This is a genomic window from Hydrogenophaga sp. (genome assembly GCF_030373225.1).
In the GTDB taxonomy this organism is placed as follows: Bacteria; Pseudomonadota; Gammaproteobacteria; order Burkholderiales; family Burkholderiaceae_C; genus Hydrogenophaga.
The window spans coordinates 17,414-37,293 of the sequence record NZ_JAUCZG010000037.1 but is presented as its reverse complement, the minus strand read 5'-3'; the positions used below and the strand labels follow the sequence as shown (position 1 = coordinate 37,293).

At 70.3% G+C, this 19,880-nt stretch carries 14 protein-coding genes and 2 pseudogenes; 6 read left to right on the top strand and 10 right to left on the bottom strand.

Annotation, left to right across the window (positions count from 1 at the left end):
* The 3 genes and pseudogenes from QUV35_RS16900 to QUV35_RS16890 all read right to left on the bottom strand — a co-directional run.
* Positions 1-443, bottom strand: a pseudogene (locus QUV35_RS16900) (Crp/Fnr family transcriptional regulator); the annotation flags it as partial.
* Between the two features lie 140 nt (positions 444-583).
* Positions 584-9,130 (bottom strand): glucoamylase family protein, encoded by an 8,547-nt coding sequence (locus QUV35_RS16895; RefSeq protein ID WP_300876770.1) that lies wholly within the window; start codon positions 9,128-9,130, stop codon positions 584-586.
* 57 nt (positions 9,131-9,187) lie between these two features.
* Positions 9,188-9,430, bottom strand: a complete 243-nt coding sequence (locus tag QUV35_RS16890; RefSeq protein ID WP_300876767.1) for a hypothetical protein — start codon at positions 9,428-9,430, stop codon at positions 9,188-9,190.
* Positions 9,431-9,689: 259 nt separating this feature from the next.
* On the opposite strand from QUV35_RS16890, the gene QUV35_RS16885 reads away from it, so the two are divergent.
* Together QUV35_RS16885 and QUV35_RS16880 are read left to right on the top strand one after the other, a co-directional pair.
* A complete protein-coding gene (locus tag QUV35_RS16885; RefSeq protein ID WP_300876764.1) occupies positions 9,690-10,325 on the top strand; it encodes a glycine zipper 2TM domain-containing protein in 636 nt (211 codons plus the stop codon).
* 106 nt (positions 10,326-10,431) lie between these two features.
* A complete protein-coding gene (locus tag QUV35_RS16880) occupies positions 10,432-10,665 on the top strand; it encodes a SlyX family protein (RefSeq protein ID WP_300876762.1) in 234 nt (77 codons plus the stop codon).
* 23 nt (positions 10,666-10,688) lie between these two features.
* Here QUV35_RS16880 and QUV35_RS16875 read toward each other — a convergent pair whose 3' ends face one another.
* Together QUV35_RS16875 and QUV35_RS16870 are read right to left on the bottom strand one after the other, a co-directional pair.
* Complete coding sequence (locus QUV35_RS16875) at positions 10,689-11,477, bottom strand: metallophosphoesterase (RefSeq protein WP_300876759.1); 789 nt, start codon at positions 11,475-11,477, stop codon at positions 10,689-10,691.
* Entirely contained in the window at positions 11,474-12,439 is a 966-nt protein-coding gene (locus QUV35_RS16870) for a diacylglycerol kinase family protein (protein WP_300876756.1), read from the bottom strand. Before QUV35_RS16870 ends, QUV35_RS16875 begins: the two co-directional genes overlap by 4 nt.
* Positions 12,440-12,703: 264 nt before the next feature.
* Between QUV35_RS16870 and QUV35_RS16865 the strand changes: the two genes are divergently transcribed.
* Both QUV35_RS16865 and QUV35_RS16860 read left to right on the top strand, forming a co-directional pair.
* Positions 12,704-14,740 (top strand): bifunctional metallophosphatase/5'-nucleotidase, encoded by a 2,037-nt coding sequence (locus QUV35_RS16865; protein WP_300876754.1) that lies wholly within the window; start codon positions 12,704-12,706, stop codon positions 14,738-14,740.
* 9 nt (positions 14,741-14,749) lie between these two features.
* Positions 14,750-15,307, top strand: a complete 558-nt coding sequence (locus QUV35_RS16860; protein ID WP_300876753.1) for a phosphatase PAP2 family protein — start codon at positions 14,750-14,752, stop codon at positions 15,305-15,307.
* A 19-nt stretch (positions 15,308-15,326) separates the two neighbouring features.
* On the opposite strand, the gene QUV35_RS16855 is transcribed toward QUV35_RS16860, so the two are convergent.
* Both QUV35_RS16855 and QUV35_RS16850 read right to left on the bottom strand, forming a co-directional pair.
* Complete coding sequence (locus QUV35_RS16855; RefSeq protein ID WP_300876752.1) at positions 15,327-16,148, bottom strand: response regulator; 822 nt, start codon at positions 16,146-16,148, stop codon at positions 15,327-15,329.
* Entirely contained in the window at positions 16,145-17,842 is a 1,698-nt protein-coding gene (locus QUV35_RS16850; protein WP_300876749.1) for an ATP-binding protein, read from the bottom strand. Before QUV35_RS16850 ends, QUV35_RS16855 begins: the two co-directional genes overlap by 4 nt.
* Before the next feature lie 230 nt (positions 17,843-18,072).
* Between QUV35_RS16850 and QUV35_RS16845 the strand changes: the two are divergent.
* Together QUV35_RS16845 and QUV35_RS16840 are read left to right on the top strand one after the other, a co-directional pair.
* Positions 18,073-18,242 (top strand): annotated as a pseudogene (locus QUV35_RS16845) (sorbosone dehydrogenase family protein); the annotation flags it as partial.
* Positions 18,231-18,506: a DUF2177 family protein gene (locus QUV35_RS16840; RefSeq protein WP_300876769.1), complete on the top strand. Its 276-nt coding sequence runs from the start codon at positions 18,231-18,233 to the stop codon at positions 18,504-18,506. The pseudogene QUV35_RS16845 and the gene QUV35_RS16840, both read left to right, overlap by 12 nt.
* 20 nt (positions 18,507-18,526) lie before the next feature.
* Here the strand turns inward: QUV35_RS16840 and QUV35_RS16835 are convergent, their stop codons facing one another.
* The 3 genes from QUV35_RS16835 to QUV35_RS16825 all read right to left on the bottom strand — a co-directional run bounded on the left by QUV35_RS16835 (position 18,527) and on the right by QUV35_RS16825 (position 19,741).
* Entirely contained in the window at positions 18,527-18,799 is a 273-nt protein-coding gene (locus tag QUV35_RS16835) for a DUF2934 domain-containing protein (protein ID WP_300876746.1), read from the bottom strand.
* 96 nt (positions 18,800-18,895) lie between these two features.
* Positions 18,896-19,420 (bottom strand): hypothetical protein, encoded by a 525-nt coding sequence (locus QUV35_RS16830; RefSeq protein WP_300876743.1) that lies wholly within the window; start codon positions 19,418-19,420, stop codon positions 18,896-18,898.
* Between the two features lie 150 nt (positions 19,421-19,570).
* A complete protein-coding gene (locus tag QUV35_RS16825; protein ID WP_300876740.1) occupies positions 19,571-19,741 on the bottom strand; it encodes a hypothetical protein in 171 nt (56 codons plus the stop codon).
* Positions 19,742-19,880 lie beyond the last annotated feature (139 nt).

The window sequence follows — 19,880 nt, the reverse complement described above, 5'->3', positions numbered from 1 at the left end:
TCTGAAACATCGCGCATCAGCACTCGCCGCTGCGGGTGTTGTGCAGACGTTCCCTGGGTGTAGCGCATCATCAAACCCAAGACCGGGCCCGAGCGTTCGCATTCGGAGCGAATGGCATCGGCGCGCAGGCGGTAGCCCTGGCCTGCGCTCTGCACCACGGCACGGCTCGGCATGGAGCCGCTGGTCATGAAGGCAGAAACGCCCACGACGCCTTCAAAACCCACCACCGCGGTTTCGGCGGACGAGCCGTTCTCCAGCACATAGAGCAACGAGACGATGGCCGTGGTGGGGAAATGCACATGCGCGATGGCCGCACCGGACTCGTACAGCACCTTGCCCAGCGGCATGTCAATCAGTTCCAGCTGGGGTTTCCAGCGTTCCCACTCGACATCGGGCAAGGCCGCCAGCAGCTGGTTCAGGCGCTGCGAATCGGGTGAGGTCAAGTGGTTTTCCTCCGGGAGGGCGGTGGTCGCAGGTACCGAAAGAGCTCTTGGTCTGGCTTTGATCCGGAGACATTGCAAGCATGACAGGTATGTGCCCGCCCGTCCGTTCGGAACCGAACATATAAATGTTCAACCGTTGGTCAGTCCGAAACAGAACCCTCCAGCGACACCACAAACACGCTGTGCGCCGGCAGCGCCGTCCAGGCCAGGTGCTCGCCCACAGCGAGAAGACCCACGCCCTGGCGGCCCCAGCTCGCGCGAACGGCGTCTGCGCTCTGGCGCACCAGCACGAATCGCATGGTGCGTCCGTCGCGCACCAGCGTGATCTCGGCACGCGGCCAGTGCGCCGGCAGGCAAGGCGTGAAGCACAGGTCGTGCGCCGTCATCTTCAGGCCCAGGATGGACTCGATGGCTGCGCGGTGCAGCCAGCCGGCCGCGCCGGTGTACCAGCTCCAGCCACCGCGCCCCAGGTGCGGCGGCTGGCTGTACACGTCGGCCGCCATGGCATAGGGCTCCAGACCGTAGGCGGTGCCCCACTCGGCGCTTTGCGACCGGTGCGCCGGGCTCAGCCAGGTGAAGCAGCGGTACGGCGCGTCGCGGGTGGGCGAATCGGGCGGCTCCTGCACGGCGAGTGCGGCCACCGCCATCAGCCCCCACACACCCGCATGGCTGTACTGGCCACCGTTCTCGCGCACACCGGGCGGGTAGGCCTGGATGTAACCCGCGCTGGGCTGGGCATGTTGCAGCGGTGGCGTGAGCAGCTGGATCAGCCCGGCCTGCGGGTTGAACAGCCCGGACGCTGCGGCCTCCATGGCCTGGCGCTGGCGCGCCAGCGGCGCCTGGGCGCTGAGCACCGACCAGGCCTGCGCGATCAGGTCGATCCGGGCCTCGGGCTGGGTGTGCGAGCCGAGCGGACTGCCGTCGTCGAAGAAAGCCCGCCTGTACCACTGGCCGTCCCAGGCGTGGGTCTCCAGCGCTTCGCTCCAGCCCTGCCACGCGGCTTCCCAACGTGCAGCACGCTCGAACTCGCCGCGCTCGCGCGCCAGCACGATCCAGTCGAGCACCAAGGCACACAGGAACCAGGCCACCCACACCGACTCGCCCCGGCCTTCGTGGCCGACCCGGTTCATGCCGTCGTTCCAGTCGCCGGTGCCCATCAGGGGCAGGCCGTGCACGCCCACCGGCAGGCTGCGGTCGATGGTGCGCGCGGCGTGCTCGTACACGCTGGCCAGCACAGCGCTCACGCGCGGCGTGTCGTAGGCGTCTTCGGCGCCGGGCGCAATCGTGATGTCTTCCAGAAAGGGCACGCGCTCGTCGAGCACGGCGGCATCACCCGTGGTGCGCAGGTAATGCGCGCAGGCAAACGGCAGCCACAGCAGGTCGTCCGAGAAATGCGTGCGCACGCCGGCGCCACCCGGCGCGTGCCACCAGTGCTGCACGTCGCCCGCTTCGAACTGGCGCGAGGCGCACAGCACGATCTGCTCGCGCAGCAGGCTCGGCGCGGCCCAGCTCAGCGCCATCGTGTCCTGCAACTGGTCGCGGTAGCCGGTGGCGCCACCGGCCTGGTAGAAGCCGGCCTTGGCCCACAGCCGCGACGACACCGTCTGGTAGAGCAGCCAGCGGTTGGTCATGGCGTCGAACAGCGGGTCGGGCGTGACCACGGTGGTGGCGCCGAGCAGTTCATCCCAGCGGGTGCGGGTGGCGTCTTCGCGTTCGCGCGGCACCTGCTTCATGGCGCGCATCGCGAGTTCGTGCGCGGCACCGGGCGAGGCTGCATGGCCCATGAGGTACACCTGTTCCAGCGTGGCGCCGGGGCGCACCGTCACCGGGCGCGACAGCGCGGCGCACGGGTCGAGCCCGCTGCCGCAGCGCTGGCCCAGGCGCTGCGGCAGCACCCAACGGCCTTCCGCGTCGAAGAAAGCCGCGCGGTCGCAAGTCCAGTCGAGGACCGCGCTGCCGCCCGGCGTGGCATGGGCCTCGACCAGGAAGGCCGTGCCCCCGCCCCAGCCGGCCCCGGCTTCGGTCTGGGTGGCCATCAGGCCGACCAGACCGTCGGGCTCGGCGGCCAGGCAGCGGCGCGTGTGCAGGGTGGCGCGGTCGCTGCGCTTCTCGCCCATCAGCCACTCCACCATGGCCACGGTGCGCAGGTGCGCCATCTGCAGGCCCCGGTTGATGATCTCGATGCGCACCTGCTTGACCGCGGTCACCGCGTCCACGCTCCAGTGCACCGTGATGTCGAGATCACCCCGCCGGTGGCTGATGCTGGTGCGGCCCTGTGCATGCACCACGCGGTGCGTGGCGTCGGCATCGCCCCAGGCCGATGGCGCCAGGCTCCACACCGCCTGGGTGCGGCGGTCCTGCAGCAGGAACCACTCGGCCGGCGTGTCGGCCACCGGGTCGTTGCCCCAGGCGGTGAGCTGGTTCAGACGGCTGTTGCCGGCCCAGGTGTTGCCGCCGCCGCTCTCCGACACGATGGCGCCGAAGGCCGGGTTGGCGAGCACGTTGATCCACGGCCGGGGGGGCCGTCGGGCGGCAGACACCTCGAAGGCGAAACGCCGGCCGGCGGCCTCGAACGCGCCCTCGCTGGGCAGGGGCTCGTGGCGCGGACTGTGGGTGGGCAGACGCTCGTGGCCGCCATTGCTGCGGGCATGGCGCGCGGCATCGAAACGCTCGCTCCAGGTCTGGATCTGCTGCGACCAGCTGCGCCCCGAGGCGCGCAGGTGGATGCGGGCCAGCGCGTCCAGCGTGGCGAGCTGTTCGGCCGACAGCGCGTCGGTGCGCAGCAGGTGCAGCACGCCAGCGGTCTCGCCGTGCGGCGGGGATTGCAGCTGCTCCTGCAGCAGCGCGAGCTCGCGCTGCAAGGGCATCTGGTACGAATGCGCTTCGCTGCTGAGCACCACCACATCGCAGGCCACGCCGGCACGCGACCACTCGCGCAGCGCCTGCACCAGGGTGCGCAGCAGGCCCAGGCCCTGGGGCGATCCGGCGCTGACCAGCACCAGCGGGCGTTCGCCCGAGATCGCCAGCGGCCACAGGGTGCGGCGGTCGCACACGCGGTGGACCCGCGCGTCCTGCAACGGCAGGTCCACCTTGGGCAGGGTCATCACCAGCGCCGAGGTCAGGGCCTGGAACGCGGGCAGGTCGTCCAGGCGGGGACGACCGGGGCCCACCTGGATGCTGGCCAGCGTGGCCGACATCACCGAGGCGCGCTCCACCGAGCTGGGCTGGCGGTACTTGTCGACGATGGCCAGCAGCTGGGCCGCGTTGTCGCTGGCGGCGGTGGCGAAGGTGACGCAAGCCTGTGCGCCCGGCAACAGGCGCAGCTTCACCCCCAGGGCGGCGACCGGGTCGAGCCCGGTCTCCAGCACCGTCGATTCGGCCGGTACCGGCACCAGCCGGGCCAGCGGCCGGTCGCTGCTGTGGTTGCGGCCGACCCACTGGGCGCGGTCGGTCTGGCACAGCAGGCCCAGCACCTCCCCCTTCACACCGGCCACGAAATGCGCAGCCTGCAGGATGCTCTCGGTCTGCAGGCGCGGCGTGCGCACAAAACGCAGCGCCTGCTGCTCGGCCAGCCAGTCGGCCTGCACGAAGAAGCTGGAGAACGCCGGGTGCGCCTCGTCGGCGGCCGAGCGGGCCAGCGTCACCTCGAAGGCCGAGATCAGCTCGAGCTCGATCACCTCGGTGCTGCGGTTGGTCAGCACGACACGCTTGAGTTCGATGTCGTCTTCCGGGCTCACCCACACCGTGGTCTGCACACGCAGTTCGGGCCAGTGGGCCTCGAACACCACACGGTCGGTGTGGAAGGTGCTCTGGTACTGCGCGCCCGGGTCGGGTGCGGGGTGGCTGCTCGCCGACACCGGCGGGGCGCTGTGGTCCAGTCGCACGAAAACGAAGCTGCCGCAGGCATCGCGCAGCGCGTCATCGCGCCAGCGGGTGATGCCGGTGTCTCCCCACCGGCTCCAGCCCGCGCCGTTGGCGCGCAGGCTCACGCTGTAGCGGCCGTTGGACAGCAGGTGCGTGGGCTCCAGCGCCTTCTCGCCCGGCACGACGCGGCGCACATGCTCGGAGGCACGGCGCTGCAGGGCCTTCAGAGGCAGGTTGGCCAGCGGCGGGTGCACCAGCGCCGAGAGCATGCGCGGCGTGCGTTCGTGCAGCAGCGAGGACACAGCCTCCAGGTTCGGGTGCGCCATGCCCCAGCGCTGCACCACGCGGGCGCGCAGCACGTTGGTCAGCGCCACGATGCTCATGCCCTGGTGGTGCGCCATGTAGGTGCCCACCGGGGTGCAGCTGCCGCCCAGGGTCTGGCGCGTGACGGTGAAGTCCAGCGCCTCGATGAAGCCATAGCGCCCGCGCGCCGCCAGGCGGGTCAGCCGCTCGAAGTTGTCGCAGGCCAGTCGGGTGTTGACCTGGGTCGCCAGCGCGGTGGCATATGGCGCCACCACCTGTTCGGCCATCGGCGTTCGGCGCAGTGCCAGCCGGGGCACGCCCTGCGGCGCGTACTGGTAGGCCAGCGACTGGTCGCGCCCGGCATAGGCACTCTCGGACACGCCCCAGGGCAGCGAGCGTTCGTGCGCGTGGGCGATCTGCTCCATCAGCGCCGAGCAGTTGGCCTCGGACAGCACGCTGCCGTGCGGCTCGGCCATCACCAGCGTGGGCATCAGGTACTCGAACATCGAACCCGACCAGGAGCGCAGCACCGCATGCCGGCCGTTGGCATGGAGCGGACGGCCCAGCGCCGTCCAGTGCTTCAGCGGCACGTCGCCCTTGGCGATCGCCAGCAGGCTGGTGCTGCGCGACTCGGACGCCAGCAGGTCGTAGAACGACGCGTCGAGTGCCTGGTCATCGAGCCGGAACCCGATGTGCAGCAGGTGGCGCTTGGGGTGGTAGAGAAAACCGAACTCCGGCGCCCAGGCCAGCGCCTCCAGCGCCACCGCCAGATCGAGCAGTCGGCGCGTGGCGCGCGGCCCGCCGCCTTCGGCCGCCGCGCTGCGGTCCAGGCTGGCCGAGCGCAGCGTGGCGAGGTGGTCGCCCAGCAGGGCGTGCAGGCTGTCGTGGTCGCGTGCGATCTCGTTGCTCACGCCCGATGCGCCGGCGTCGGGCTCGGGTCTCGGGTGCGGAACGCGCGCGAGCTCGCCGGTGGCATCGTCCAGCAGGGCGGCAAACGCCGCACCGGCGGCGGCATCGAGCGGGTCGGGCAGCGGGGACTGCAGCAGCCGACCGAGCGCGGTCTGGTCGAGCGGCAGGGCCAGGGTCGATTCGAGCCAGGGCTGGTGCTTCGGCAGCGCCGGCGCCAGTCGCTCCTGGCTGCGCTGCACCGCCTGGGCCGTGGCCTGGGTGGCATGTGGATCGCGCAGCAGCAGGCGGCAGGCCTGGGCCACCGCGAGCAGGTGCACGCAGAGGTTGCCGCTGTCCACGGTGGAGACGTAGCGCGGCAGCAGCGCCTGCAGGGTCCGGGTGTCGTACCAGTTCAGGAAGTGGCCGCGGTGGCGTTCGAGTTGCTGCAGGCTGGCCAGCGTGGCCTCCATGCGCTGCAGCAGGTCCTGCGTGCCGATCCAGCCCATCTCGCGGGCGCAGGCGGTGCTCAGCAGGTACAGCCCGATGTTGGTGGGCGAGGTGCGGTGGGCGACCATGTCGTAGGGCAGGATCTGCAGGTTGTCGGGCGGCAGAAAACGGTTCTGTTCGTCGACACAGCGTTCGAAGTAGCGCCAGGTGTCGCGCGCCAGGTCTTCGAGCAGCACGCGGTCGTCTGTGGCCAGCGGGCGCGGACCACTGCCGGGCCACGGCCGGTGGGCCAGCCACGACAGCACCGGCGCCAGCGCCCACAGCAGCAGCAGGGCCACCGCCAGCACGGAAGGCCGGGGCGTGCCCAGCCACAGCAGCGCCAGCAGCGGCAGCGCCACCAGCGGCTCCATCGCATGGCGCTTGAGCGAAGGCCACAGGCCCGGGCGCAGCGCCGCGCTGGCCGCGTCGGCGGTGGTCCAGGCCAGCAGCTGGCGCCGCGAGACCGCCATGCGCCAGCCGGTGCGCAGCACCGCGTCGCCGGCGCGCAGCGCCTGCTGCAGCAGCTGCACGGTGTGCCAAACGCCGCCGAGCACGGCGCGCAGGCTGTCGGCAGCGGCGGCCCGGGCGAAACGTTCCCCCAGCAGGCTCGCACGGTGCGGCACCCAGCCGGCGATCGCGCCCAGCAGCGGCGCGGCGGCCTGCGCGGCCACCACCAGCCACAGCGCCGCACCCAGGCTCAGGCCCACGCCCCACATGGCCAGCAGCAGCAGCAGCAGCGAGGCCGGTGTCACCAGCGAGCGGCGCAGGTTGTCCAGCAGCTTCAGGCGGTTGATGGGCGAGAGGCGCCAGCGCGTGGGCTGCAGCAGGAACGGAAGCAGCTGCCAGTCGCCCCGGGTCCAGCGGTGCAGGCGTGACGCGGCCACGTCGGCGTGTTCCGGGTCGGCTTCGATGAGGGTCACGTCGGACACCACCGCGCAGCGTGCCAGCGCGCCCTCGATCAGGTCGTGGCTGAGCACCCGGTCTTCGGGCAGGCGGGCGCCGAGCACCGCGTGCATCGTGGCCACGTGCAGCAGCCCCTTGCCGGTGAAGCTGCCCTCGCCGAAGACGTCCTGGTACACGTCGGAGCTCATCGCGCTGTAGGGGTCGAGTCCGCGCTGGCCGGCGGTGAGCCACTGCCAGGGCGAGGTCAGCGAGGTCTCGGGCAGCGGCGGCACCACGCGCGGCTGCAGGATGCCGTAGCCCTGCGCCACCCGGCGCCCGCTGGCGTCCAGCCGGGGCTGGTTGTCGGGGTGCTCGGCCACGCCCACCAGCGCACGCAGGCGCCCCGGCGGCAGCTGCGTGTCGCTGTCGAGCGTGAACAGGTAGCGGGTGTCGGGCGCCATGCGCGAGACCTCGCCCAGCGCCATGAACGGTCCGGCGGTGTGGTCCACCAGGGCGGCCACCAGTTGCTCGAGCTTGCCACGCTTGCGCTCCCAGCCGATCCAGCGGCCCTGCGTCGTGCTCAGCGTGCGCTCGCGGTGAAGCAGCAGGAAACGTGGCGCCTCGCCCGGCGCCGCGGGGTGGCGCTCGTTGAGAGCCGTGAACTGCGCCACCGCCTCGGCCAGCACCGCAGCGTCGGTGGGCAGTTGCGGACTGTCGGCATCGGCGAAGTCGCTCAGCAGAGCGAACTGCGCGTGGGTTTCGGGGTTGGCCAGAAAGTGCAGGTGCAGGCGGTGCGCCAGCGGTGCCACCGCCTGCGGGTTGCCCAGCAGGGCCGGAATGACCACCATCACGCGCGCCGACGGCGGTATGCCCTGGGCCAGCAGGAAGCGCGGCAGGTGCGCCGGGCGCGCCGATTCGGTGATGAGCCGGTTGACCACCGCCACCACGGTCTCGGACGCCGGAAACACCATCAGCAGCAGCACCAGTGCGGCCAGCGCGTGGCCCAACCAGCCCTCGGCCGGCGTGGCGGCCTGTGCGTGCACCAGCGCCACCAGACCCAGCGAGCCGGCGAGCATGGCGGTGAGGTAGGTCGGCACGCGCGCCAGGCGCAGTGCCCGCCGCCCGAGGCTGCGGGCGCGGCGGTTCAGGCCCAGGCGCTGCTCCAGCGCCACGCGCCCGGCACCGGCCAGCCAGTGGCCGGCCAGCGAGCGCTGACCGTCGGCCTCCAGCAGCGCCAGCAGCACTTGCGCCACCTCGGTCTCGCTGCGCTGGCTCTGGGCGGCCATGCGCTCGATCTGGTGCAGCGTGGTGCTGCGGGTGGCATCGTCTTCGGCAGTGAAGACGGCAGAGCCCAGCATGAGCTGCATCACGCGGCTGGTGTGCTCGACGATGCCGGACCAGTCGGCCGCGCCGATCAGGCGCAGCGCGGTCACGGCATTGCCCACACTCAGGTGGTCGGCCGCCTGGTTGGCCTGGTGTTGCGCCTGCAGGGCCGGCAGATCGGGCACCCGCTCGTGCAACCAGGGGCGCAGCTCGTGCAGGAACACGTCGCCCGTGGGCGGCCGGTGGCCGTCCAGCAACTGGGCCAGGTGGTAGAGGAACACGCTGCTCACGCCGCGCTGCACCGTCACGGCATGGAGTTGCTGCACCGTGGCCAGGTCCAGGTCGTCGATGCGGTGTGCGACCAGGGCGGCCAGTTCGCGCGCGGCCTTGTGGCTGGCGATGCGGTCGGCCAGCCGGCGCAGGTTTTCCACCTGCACCACGCGCAGCGTCGTGGGCAGGGCCCAGAGCTCGCCGTGGTGCAGTTCGTGCACCTCCTGGTAGGCGTTGATGACCTGCACCAGCAGCGACTCGTCGAAGGCGCCGTCGGTGTGGGCCACGAAGGCCCAGGCGATGCTGTAGATGCGCGGCAGGCCCTGCAGGGGCGCATCCTGCAACACCGGCAGGGTGCGGTAATACCGCGCCGGCAGACCCTCGCGGATTTCCCGCAACTGGTCTTCGATCAGGTGGAAGTTGTCGAACAGCCACTCGGCGCCGGGGCTGATGTCCTGCCCGCTGTGGGCGTGGCTGGCGATGTGCGCGTGCGACAGGCGCAGGCTCTCGATGTTGTCCTGCAGCCTCGGGTAGAAGCTGGAGCGGCCGAAGCCCGCGCGCGCCGCGCGGTGCGACTCGGCCAGGCTGCGGCCGTGCTGCTCGAAGCGCGCCAGGCCGAAGATTTCAGCGCGGATCGGCTCCAGCGCCGGACCCAGCGCAGCATCCAGCATGCGCCGAACAGGCTGCGGCACCCAGTCGGGCAGACCGGCTGGTTCGCGCTGCGTCACCTACGAAACAAGCCAGGCTGCACCTGCGATCAGGGCAACGACCAGCGTGGTGGTGAGCATGCGCGGGACCACGAAGCCGCGCAGCGACGCGGATGCCTGGCGGACCGCCTGCCAGGGGCCGCGCGAGCGGCTGCACGCCGAGAGGTGGTCGGCCAGCACCGAGCATTCCATCGGCGAGGTGTCGGCCGGGTGACCGAAGGAGGAGGTGTCCCAGCGGGGGGCAAAGGCGGTGGGCTTCGACATGGGCTTCTCCTGCTTGAACGCCAACGGAAGGAGTCCGGGAGGGCGAACCTGTTTGTAAGGGCGGGAGGGGTCCGGGGTCTGTTCGCTGCCGCACCCACCCGGGCACGGGCCTGCAAGGCCTGGTGACGTTCTTTACCGCAGCGACACCGTTCATGCGCGCCAGCGTACAGACCACCGCCGCAGCATCGAACATCCTTCAACCCATCGCCGGTGCCACGCACCGTGCCCCGCCATCCGGCTGTCACACCAGGAAATTTCCATGAACACCTCCCACAAGCGCTCTGCCCCCTTGCTGCGCCTCGGCGCGCTGGCCACCCTTGCGGTCGCGGGCCTGGCTGGCTGTGCCGTGCCCTACCCGGTGTACGAGCAACCGGTCACGCAGGTTCCCGAGCCGGTGTACCAGTACCCGAGCACATACCCGCAGGCCCAGCAGCAGGAACGCCGCGACTACCGCCGCCGCAACCAGGAAACGCTGTACGAGGCCGAAGTGACCTCGGTGCGTGCCGTGGTCGGGCCCAACAGCGGACAGCGTTGCTGGATCGAGCGCGAAGAGGTGGTGCAGCAGCCCCAGCGCAACGTTCCCGGCGCCATCGCCGGTGCCGTGATCGGCGGCATCCTGGGTCACCAGATCGGCAACGGCAGCGGACGCGATCTCGCCACCGTCGGCGGCGTCGTGGCCGGTGCGGCCGTCGGCTCCAACGTGGGTCGCAACGGCTTTGGCAACCCGCCCCAGACACAGGAGGTGCAGCGCTGCACGCCAGCGGCCAACCGCGGCGGCCAGCCCGACTACTGGGACGTGACCTACACCTTCCGCGGTGTCGGCCACCGCGTGCAGATGACCTCGCAGCCCGGGCGCACCATCCTGGTCAACGGCAACGGCGAACCGCGCGTCTGACCACAGCACCCCGCCACAGAACTCCCCCTTCCCCGCGCTGCAAGCAGGACCACGTCCTGCCGGCGCGGGTTTTTTTTGGCGGCACCGGATGCGTTCCAATGGCGGCATGAACGAATCCCTGCGACACGCGCCCGACACCGAGCAGCGCCTCACCGATCTCGAGATCAAGGCCAGCTACGCCGACGATCTGCTCGACACCTTGAACCAGCTGGTGACCCGGCAGCAGGAGCAGATCGACCTGCTGCTGCGCGAGGTCGGTCGCCTGCGCCAGCGGGGTGGCGACGAGGGCTTGTCGGCGGCGCCGCGCGATCCGCGCGACGAACTGCCGCCGCACTACTGAGGCCTGAGGCGGGCTGCGCCGCTTCAGCTCCGCCGGGGCTGAAGCGGCGTGCGGATGGCGCACACGAACGCCGCCTGGTCGTGCGAATGGTCCCACTGCTCGACCGCGCAGTCGCCCTGTGGCGACCAGCGCACCACGTTCACCGAATTCGGCACGCCGCTGCGCACGCGGCTGGACACCGCCGTGCCGGCCTGCACCGCCCAGAGCGGGCGCGCCAGCCCGGGCAAGGGCATCACGTAGGGCAGGTGGATGTGGCCACCCATGACGATGTCGGCACCGGCGAGCGCCCAGGCCTGCTGCGCGGCGCGGTGGTTGTGCAGGCGGTCGGGCAGGTCCTGCGGGCGCATCACGTCGATCGGCTGGTGCACCACCACCACCCGCAGCTGGGCCGGCGCGGCCTGCGCAAGCCGGCGAGCCACCTCGGCGATCTGCTCGCTGCCGACTTCGCCGTCCTTGTGGCGCCGGGCACGCGTGGTGTTCACGCCGATGACGAGCAGGTCCGCCGAAGCAAACACCGGCGCCAGGTCGGTGCCGAAGGCCGCGCTGTACCGCGCATAGGGCTTCACGACACGGCTCCACAGGTCGAACAGCGCAATGTCGTGGTTGCCGGGCAGCGCCAGCAGCGGCGCGCCCAGCCGGTCCATCATGGCGCGCGCGGCGCTGAACTGCTCAGGGCGCGCCCGCTGCGTGATATCGCCCGACAGCACCACCAGGTCGGGGCGCAACTGCCCGGCCAGCGCCACCAGCGCCTCGACCACCGGGGCGCGCTCGGTACCAAAGTGCGGATCGGAGACCTGCAGCAGAACGCTCATGGCGCGGCCTTCGAAGGCGCGGCCTTGAGCAGCCACAGCGGTTGCGGCAGCACCCGGATGGTGAGCGGCGCCCGCATCCAGCCAACCTCGCCATCAAACGCCACCTTGACCCGGCGGCGCCCGAGCAGCCGGGTCGGCTTGACTTCCAGGCGCTGGCAGACAAAGCGCTCGATGCCGCCGGCTTCGCCCAGCTGGCCCAGCGCACCGCGCAACATGAGGGCCAGCATGGCCAGGGTACCGATCGGCTTGAGGATCACGGCCGTGACGTGAGCGTCGGCCTCGGCGCCTTCGGAGCGCTCGCCGACGTCGCCCAGTCCGAGCTGCTCCAGCTGCAGGCGGTTGTTGCCAACGAACAGGGTGAGCGCACGCACCGAGCGCACCTCCGTGTCCCAGGCGATCGACAGCTTGAGGCGGCGCTGCGCGCGCAGCAACGTGGCGATGCCCGCACCGAACGCCACCCAGCGGCTGCGGCCGAAGCGGGCCTTCCAGGCTTCCCGGTCCTGCAGCAGGTCGGGGTAGAGGCCCAGGCTGGCGTTGACAAGAAACACCTGCTCGTTGATGGCCGAGATCTGCACCGGCTCGGGCCGCGCGTCGAGCAGCCAGCGCACAGCGTCCGAGGTTTCGGTCGGGGCGCCGTGCTCGCGCGCGAAGTAGTTGAAGGTGCCGCGGGGAATCACGCCCAGCGTGCAGCCCGCCGCGTGGGCCGCCTGGGCCACCGTGTTGATGGTGCCGTCACCGCCCACCGCCACCACCGCCGAGTTCTCGGAGCGGGCCCGGGTCGCCGCCTCGCGGGCCACACGCACGAGTTCGTCGGGCAAGGCGAACAGCACCGCCCCGGCGCGTCCGGCTTCGTGCAGGCCCGCCTCGATCACCTCGCGCGTGGCCTCGGCATCGGCATGGCCGGACCGGCCATTGACCACGAACTGCAGCGCCGCCGCCGGATTGAACAGGGGGCACTGCATCAGCGGCAGCGCGCCGCCCACGCGGGCGTTGGTGCCGGCGCAGCGTGAAGGTCGGGTGGGGAACGGGTCCCGGGGAATGTCATGCCTGATCCAGATCGTCGAACACCTTGCAGGATATGCGATGGGGTGCCGGCCCGAACCCCGCCGGTCCGGTGCTGTCATGAAATGGACACGGGCAAACCCAACACTGCGTGTGCTGCCACACACATCTCCCGATCCCTCCCCCCAACTCCCGCTGCCTGCGGCCCCGAGCGCACCACGACCATGGCGAAATTCCTTCACACCACACCGACCCGAAACCTCCTGCGGGGCAGCCTGCTGGCATCGGCACTGGCACTGGCACTGGCCGCCTGTGGCGGGGGCAGCGACAGTCCCGCGCCAGCGCCGGCGGCGCCGCTGCCCGACACCGCCTTCAGCCTGCAGGTGCTGCACGTCGCCGACATGGACAGCGGCGGTGATCTGGTCACCAATGCCAAGGGCTTGTCGGCGCTGTTGCAACGATTCCGCGCCGACATGCCGAACAACACGGTGTTCCTGTCATCGGGCGACAACTACATTCCGGGTCCGTTCTTCAATGCCTCCGACGACGCCTCGCTGAACCCCGAGCTCGGGGCCAGTGGCGCCGGCCGGGGCGACATCGAGATCCTCAACCTCATGGGGGTACAGGCCTCGGCCGTGGGCAACCACGACCTGGACCTGGGCACCAACTTCTTCGGCTCGCTGCTGCGTTCCTCCGGGCCCTGGCGCGGCACGCGGTTTCCCTACCTCTCCAGCAACCTGAGCTTCACCAGCGACAGCAACCTCGCCAGCCTGGCCGACGCGGCCAACGACGGTGCCGAGGCCTCCAGCCTGAACAACAAGCTGGCCCGGTACACGGTGATCACCGTCAACGGCGAGCGCATCGGCGTGGTCGGTGCCAGCACACCCACGCTGCCTTCCATCACCTCGGTGGGCAACATCGGCGTGGCGCCCGCCGGCGGCGCGGCGGCCACCGTGGACGCGCTGGCCGCCGAGATCCAGCCTTCGGTGGACGCCCTGACCGCGACGGGCATCAACAAGATCATCCTGCTGGCCCACATGCAGCAACTGCAGGTGGAGCGCCAGCTCGCCACCCGCTTGCGTGGTGTGGACCTGATCATCGCGGGCGGCTCCAACACCGGCCTGTACGACGCCAACGACCGCATACGCCCCGGAGACACCAATGGTGGCGTCTACCCCTTGTCCTTCACCTCGCCGGGCAGCGAGCCGGTGCTGGTGGTCAACGTGGACGCCGACTACAAGTACCTCGGTCGCATCGTGCTGCCGTTCGACGCCCAGGGCCGCGTGATCACCGGCAGGCTCGACACCGCCCTCAACGGCGCCTGGGCCACCGACACCGACGGTCTGGCGCGCGCCGGCCTCACGCTGGCCGATGCCCTGCCGGGCGTGGTGGCGATCACCGACAAGATCGCTGCGGTGATCGCGGCCAAGGACGGCAACCTGTTCGGCGCTGCGAGCGTCTACCTCGAAGGCGACCGTGTGCTGGTGCGCAACCAGGAAACCAACCTGGGCAACCTCACGGCCGAAACCAACCTGGCTTACGCGCAGACGATCGAAGGCGGCACCACGCTGTCGCTGAAGAACGGTGGCGGCATCCGATCCTCGCTCGGTTCGGTCGACGCACCGCCGGGCTCCACCAGCGGCGTGAAGGGCATCACCCGGCCCAACCCGACGGTGGGCAAGCTCGCGGGCGACATCTCGCAACTCGACATCGAATTCGCCCTGCGCTTCAACAACGGCCTGTCGCTGCTCACCGTGACGCCCGCCGAACTCAAGACCCTGCTGGAGCACGGCGTGTCCGACTGGCTGGTGAATTCCACCCAGGGCAAGTTCCCCCAGGTGGCCGGTGTGCGCTTCAGCTTCGACCCCGGCCTGGCTGCCGGCTCGCGTGTGCGCACCATCGTGGTCGACGACCCGGACGGCGCCGGCCCGCTGACCGGCCCGCAGGTGGTGTACGCCGCGGGCGCCTTCACACCCGAGGTGGCGGCGCGCACCTACCGGCTGGTCACGCTGGGCTTCCTGGCCGGTGGCGGCGATGGCTATCCCTTCGCCTCGCTCTCGGCCCCTGCCCGAGTCGACCTCGCCCCGGGCAGCGGCAACCTGTTCACCACACCGGGCGCAGAGCAGAACGCCTTCTCGAGCCACCTGGCGAACCGGTATCCACGGACCACGCCGTTTGGTGTGGCCGACGCCGCGGCCGATCAGGACACCCGCATCCAGAACCTGTCGGTGCGCAGCGACAGCCTGCCGCAGTCGAACTGAGACACGGCCATGGAACCCACTGTCGGCACGCCCAGCGAACCCACCACATGGGGCCGGCGCCCGTTCGATGTGTGGCTGTTCCGCCGGATGGGGGCCGGGCACGGCGCGCGCGCCGGCTGGCTGCCGGTGGCGTGCGCGGTGGCGCAGCACAGCTGGATCGTGCTGCTGCCGACCTTGATGTTGATGACCCTGGGCTTGCAGGGCGGCGGCTGGACCGCGCTGCAGTGCCTGGGTGTGGCCACGCTGGCGCAAGTGCTCAGCAAGCAGTGCGCGGCGCGCTGGGCAGCGCCCCGGCCTTTTGCGCTGGGGCTGAGCCAGAACCACCTCGGGCACGGCCCTCGCGCCGGCCTGCCGAGCACGCACGCGGCGGTGATGGGCGCGGTCGTGGGTTTCATGGCGGTCGCGGCACCCACGCACCCCTTGCTGGCGCTGCTGGGTGCCACAGCACTGGCCACCGCCTGGGCGCGCGTCTATGCCGGCGCGCACTTCCCCGGCGACGTGCTGCTGGGCCTGTCCATGGGCGGTTCGCTGGGCTGGGCCGGAGCGATGCTCTTCGGTCCGGCCTGAGGCAGCCGGGCGGGCGCACTCAGCTGAGGATCTCGACCCCGAAGCCGCGGTAGCCGGTGAAGTTGCAGGAGGCGTCGAACATGGGCGTGCCGCTGACGCGGTAGCTGCGCTGCTTCCCGTCCGGCATTTCATGGTGAAGCAGCACGTCCAGAAACGGCGCACGCGCCGTGATGCGGGCCTGCAGGTCGGCGCGCTGGACCGGGTCCCACCCGTCGTCTTCGACCGCCATGGCGGGTCCGTCCACCAGCGGGTCCACACGCAGGCCGAGCATTTCCAGCACCGGGCCGGAGACGCGCACGAAGTGGCCGTCCTTGTCCTGCTCCCAGTACCAGTCGGTGGCCAGTTCGGTGAGGGCGCGGTAGCGGGCCTCGCTATCGCGCAGTTCGGCGGTGCGCTCCAGCACCTCCCGTTCGAGCGCATGGTTCAGGTTGGCCAGGCGCTGGTGCAACAGCCGCACCTCGAGCAGGTTGTGGATGCGGGTGCGAACCTCGAGCATGTCGAAGGGTTTGCTCACGAAATCCTTGGCGCCCGACTGCAGCGCGCGCAGCTTGTGACCCGGCTGGGCCGTGATCACCAGCACCGGGATGTAATCGTCGATCGCATTGGCCTTGAGCCCTTCCATCACCTGGAAGCCGTCCATGCCCGGCATCTGCAGGTCGAGCAGGATGAGGTCGAACGGCGTGCGGCGGTGCATGCCGGTCACCGCGCCCGGATCCATCGTGCTGTGCACATTGGTGTAGCCCGCGCTGGCGAGCATCTCCTCGAGCAACAGGACGTTGGATGCCTGATCGTCCACGATCAGGACGCGTGCACTCAGGATGTCTTTGGCAGTGATGGTCATGTGTTGTCTTGCAGGCTGTCGCCGAGTTGCCGTTGCCGGGAAACCAACAGCGCCGCGTCGATGGCGTCCATGAGCTGGCTGACCTTGATGGGTTTGGTAATGTAGTTGAAGAAGCCATCTTGCAGGCCGCGCTCGATGTCGCGCGGTACCGCATTGGCGCTGAGCGCAATGACGGGAATGTGGGCCGTGGCCGCGTCACCGCGCAACACCTTCATCGCCTCGGTGCCGCTGATGCCCGGCAGGTTGATGTCCATCAGGATGACTTCGGGCCGGTAGACCCGGGCGAATTCGATGCCCAGGCTGGCGTCGGCCGCACCCAGCAGCCGCAGGTTGCCGCGCCGGGCAATGATCTGCTCGACCAGCTCCAGGTTGGCCGGGTTGTCTTCCACATACAGCACGGTTTGAATGGGTGCGCTGTTGTCGGCCGTGCTGGGCACCGGCTCGTCGCTCATCTCCAGACTCATGCCCGGTGCGGTGGCCAGGGCCATCTCGATCCAGAACACGCTGCCCACGCCCACGACGCTGTCGGCGCCGATCTCGCCGCCCATGAGTCCCACCAGCCGCTGCGTGACGACCAGGCCGATGCCGGTGCCCTCTTCCTTGCCGCCCTCTTGACCCAGGCGGTTGAACGGCTGGAACAGCTGGCTCACCTGCTCGGACGAAAGCCCCGCGCCGGTGTCGCGAACGCTGATGCGCAGCGTGCCCGATGTGCGTTCAGTGCATTCGACCGACACGTGGCCGGCCGGCTTGTTGTATTTGATGGCATTGAAGAGCAGGTTGATCAGCACCTGCTTCAGGCGGGTGCGATCGGCTTTCACATAGCTGTGCGCCGGCAGCCGCGGAAAGGCCATGCCGATGCTGCGCTGGCGCGCCTGCGCCTCCACGATCGAGCGGCATTCGGTCAGCACCTCCTGCAGCGAGACCGGCTCCACCGACAGCGACAGCTTGCCCGACTCGATCAACGCGAGGTCCAGGATCTCGTTGATCAGGTCCAGCAGGTACCAGCCGGCCTTGAGGATCTGGTCCATGCTGCGCTTCTGCGTGGCGGTGAGCACAGGTGTTCCCGACTCGACCAGCTGCGCAAAACCCAGGATGGCGTTGAGCGGCGTGCGCAGTTCGTGGCTCATGCTCGAGAGGAAATCGGACTTGGCCAGATTGGCCTTTTCGGCGGCGGCCACCGCCTCGTTGAGCTGCCGTTCCACCAGTTTGCGTGCGGAATTGTCGGTGCCGATCAGCAGGTAGCCGATGAGGCCGGCGTCGTCGTCGCGCAGCGCGGTGATCGAGACGATGGCCGGAAACCGGCTGCCGTCCTTGCGGATGTAGGTGAGTTCGTAGATGTCCTCGATACCGCGCGAGGCCTTGAAGGCCAGGGCTTCGAAGCCGGGCGCGATCAGCGTATCGAGCTCGGTGCTCAGTGCCACCGCGCGGGCCGTCACCTCCATCGGATCGTGCAGGTCGCTCGGGCTCACCCGGTCGATCACCTCGTCGGCGCGGTAGCCCAGCATGTGCTCGGCGCCCACATTGAAGATCTGGATGATGCCCAGCTCGTCGGTGGCGATGATGGAAAAGTTCGCGCTGTTGAGAATGGCGTTCTGCAGCGCTCCCGCCTTGAGCAGCGCACTGCGCCGGCCGTCCTCGGACAGCTCGTGGTTCCCGGCGGAGGGGGTGGGATCGGCGGGACGTTGCTCTGGCATCGGTGGGGGGAGTGCGTTGCGGCGCAGCCCGAAGCGGGCAGCCTGCAGTGAACCTAAACATTGTGACGCGACTTGTCCGTTCGCTGGCCCACACAGGGCACGGGCGTGCGTCTTGTGAGGGACTTGCATGGACACGCCGGGGTGCGGGGCTTAGGCTGCACCGATGAGTCCCTCCCCACCTGGCCCTGCGACCTTCATTCCCGGCAGCCGGTTGCCGGCCCGGCCCGACCCTGCAAGAACCCGGCTCCACACTGATACCCACCGTCAACATCGCACCGGCCAAAGACTGGCCGGCCGGTCCCCGGTGCCGGCCGCCGGCCTGCGTGTGGGCGCGTTCGCCAGCGGGCTGGACCACCCGCGCTGGCTGCTGGTGCTGCCCAACGGCGACGTGCTGGTGGCCGTGGTGTTCTACCTGCTGTTCGCGCTCGGCCTGGTGATCTTCGCGGTCGCCCCGCACACCGCGCCCCACAGCTGGGGCACCACGCTCACCCTGGCCGCGCTGTTCGGTTTTTTCACCTATGCGACCTACGACCTGACCAACTGGGCCACGCTCAAGGACTGGCCGTGGAAGCTCTCGCTGGTCGACATGGCCTGGGGCACGCTGGTGAGCACCGCGTCGGCCGCCGGTGGCAAGGCCGCGCTCGACTGGGCTGGCCGGAACTGACCCGCGTCAGCAGGCTGCGTTCAGTGGTCTGCGGCGGCCTTGCCGGACCGGCTGCCCTGCACCTCGCGGGCCACCGCCGCCTCGGCCGCCAGCCAGTCGTCGAGGTCGTGGCCGTCCACGCAGCCACGGGCCTCGTAGAACCCGTAGGCGACCGCGTGGATGCGCTCGACGCCAAAGCTGTCGTGGCCAGCCATGCTGTCGGTGGCCGGGGTGGCGCCCTGCGCTGCATTGACCCGCTTGCCCGTGCGGCTGCTGGCCTGCTTGCGCGTCGGCTTGTCCTGAAGCTGTTTCATGGTGTCTCCTGTGGGTGAGGCAGGAGCAGTGTGCGGGCCGGTGTTGCAGCCGCGTTGAGCACGCTCAATGCCGGGGGCCGCTTGTCGTCGGGCCGTTCACCAGCCGCCGGCCACAAAGCGGTCGGCCCGGGCGGCCTGCAACACCGCGGGCAGGCTGTGCTGCATGGCGTGCACCGGGCGGGCGCCACCCAGCCAGTCGTTCGGGGTGACGAACCACAGCGCCAGCTCGACATCGTCGAACACCCGGGTCAGCTCGGCCAGCAACGGCGCCATGGCGTCCACCACCGACGCGGTGGGCAGGTCGAACTGGAACAGCGGGAACATCGGACCCCAGGGACTGTCCAGCGAGATCACCGAACGGGTCACGATCCAGCGGGCCACCAGCGACACCGGCTCGGAGTCGGGCAACCAGCCCGCCGCTTCGCAGCGGTGGCGGATCAGGTCCGCGAGGTCGTCGCCACTGACCAGTCCGCCGGTGCCTGAGAACGCAGCGGCCGTGGACAACCAGTGCAGGGGCACCACGGCATTGGCGCTGTGGGTGAGGATCGGGCGCGGCGCCGTCGCCTGGGTGGGTCGGGAAGGCACAGCGGGCAGTCGGGACTCGGAATCGGCGCGAGGCATGTTGGCATCTCCGGGGTGGGCAGACGCAACGCTGCGCCTGTCAAGGATGCAAGCCTCGGGCAATGGGCATGAGGGGTCTGTACGGTGCCCAACCCATGCGGGTGCGCTCACACCCTGGCCACCAGCGGCGCAACGGCCGCGTGGCCGGGCTCAGCGGGGTGCTTCGTCGCCAGGTGGCGGCGGGCTGTCCAGCGCCGGGGCAGGCGTGGGTGCAACCTGGGCGAAGCACATGCGCTCGCCGTCCCAGGTCTGGCCGCACCAGCACTGGCCTTCGTCGTTGATGATGCAGGTGCCGGTACCGCAGCAGCGTGGGTCTTCCATGGGGGGTCTCCTCGGGTCTGGACAAAACTGCGCAGGAGCTTAGCGCGCCGCTGTCGGCCTTGCAGGGCCAGGGGCAGCCTGACCCCGCCCGTGTGCCTTGGCCAGGCAGGACGCACGCCCCTGCGTGCCATCATGTCGG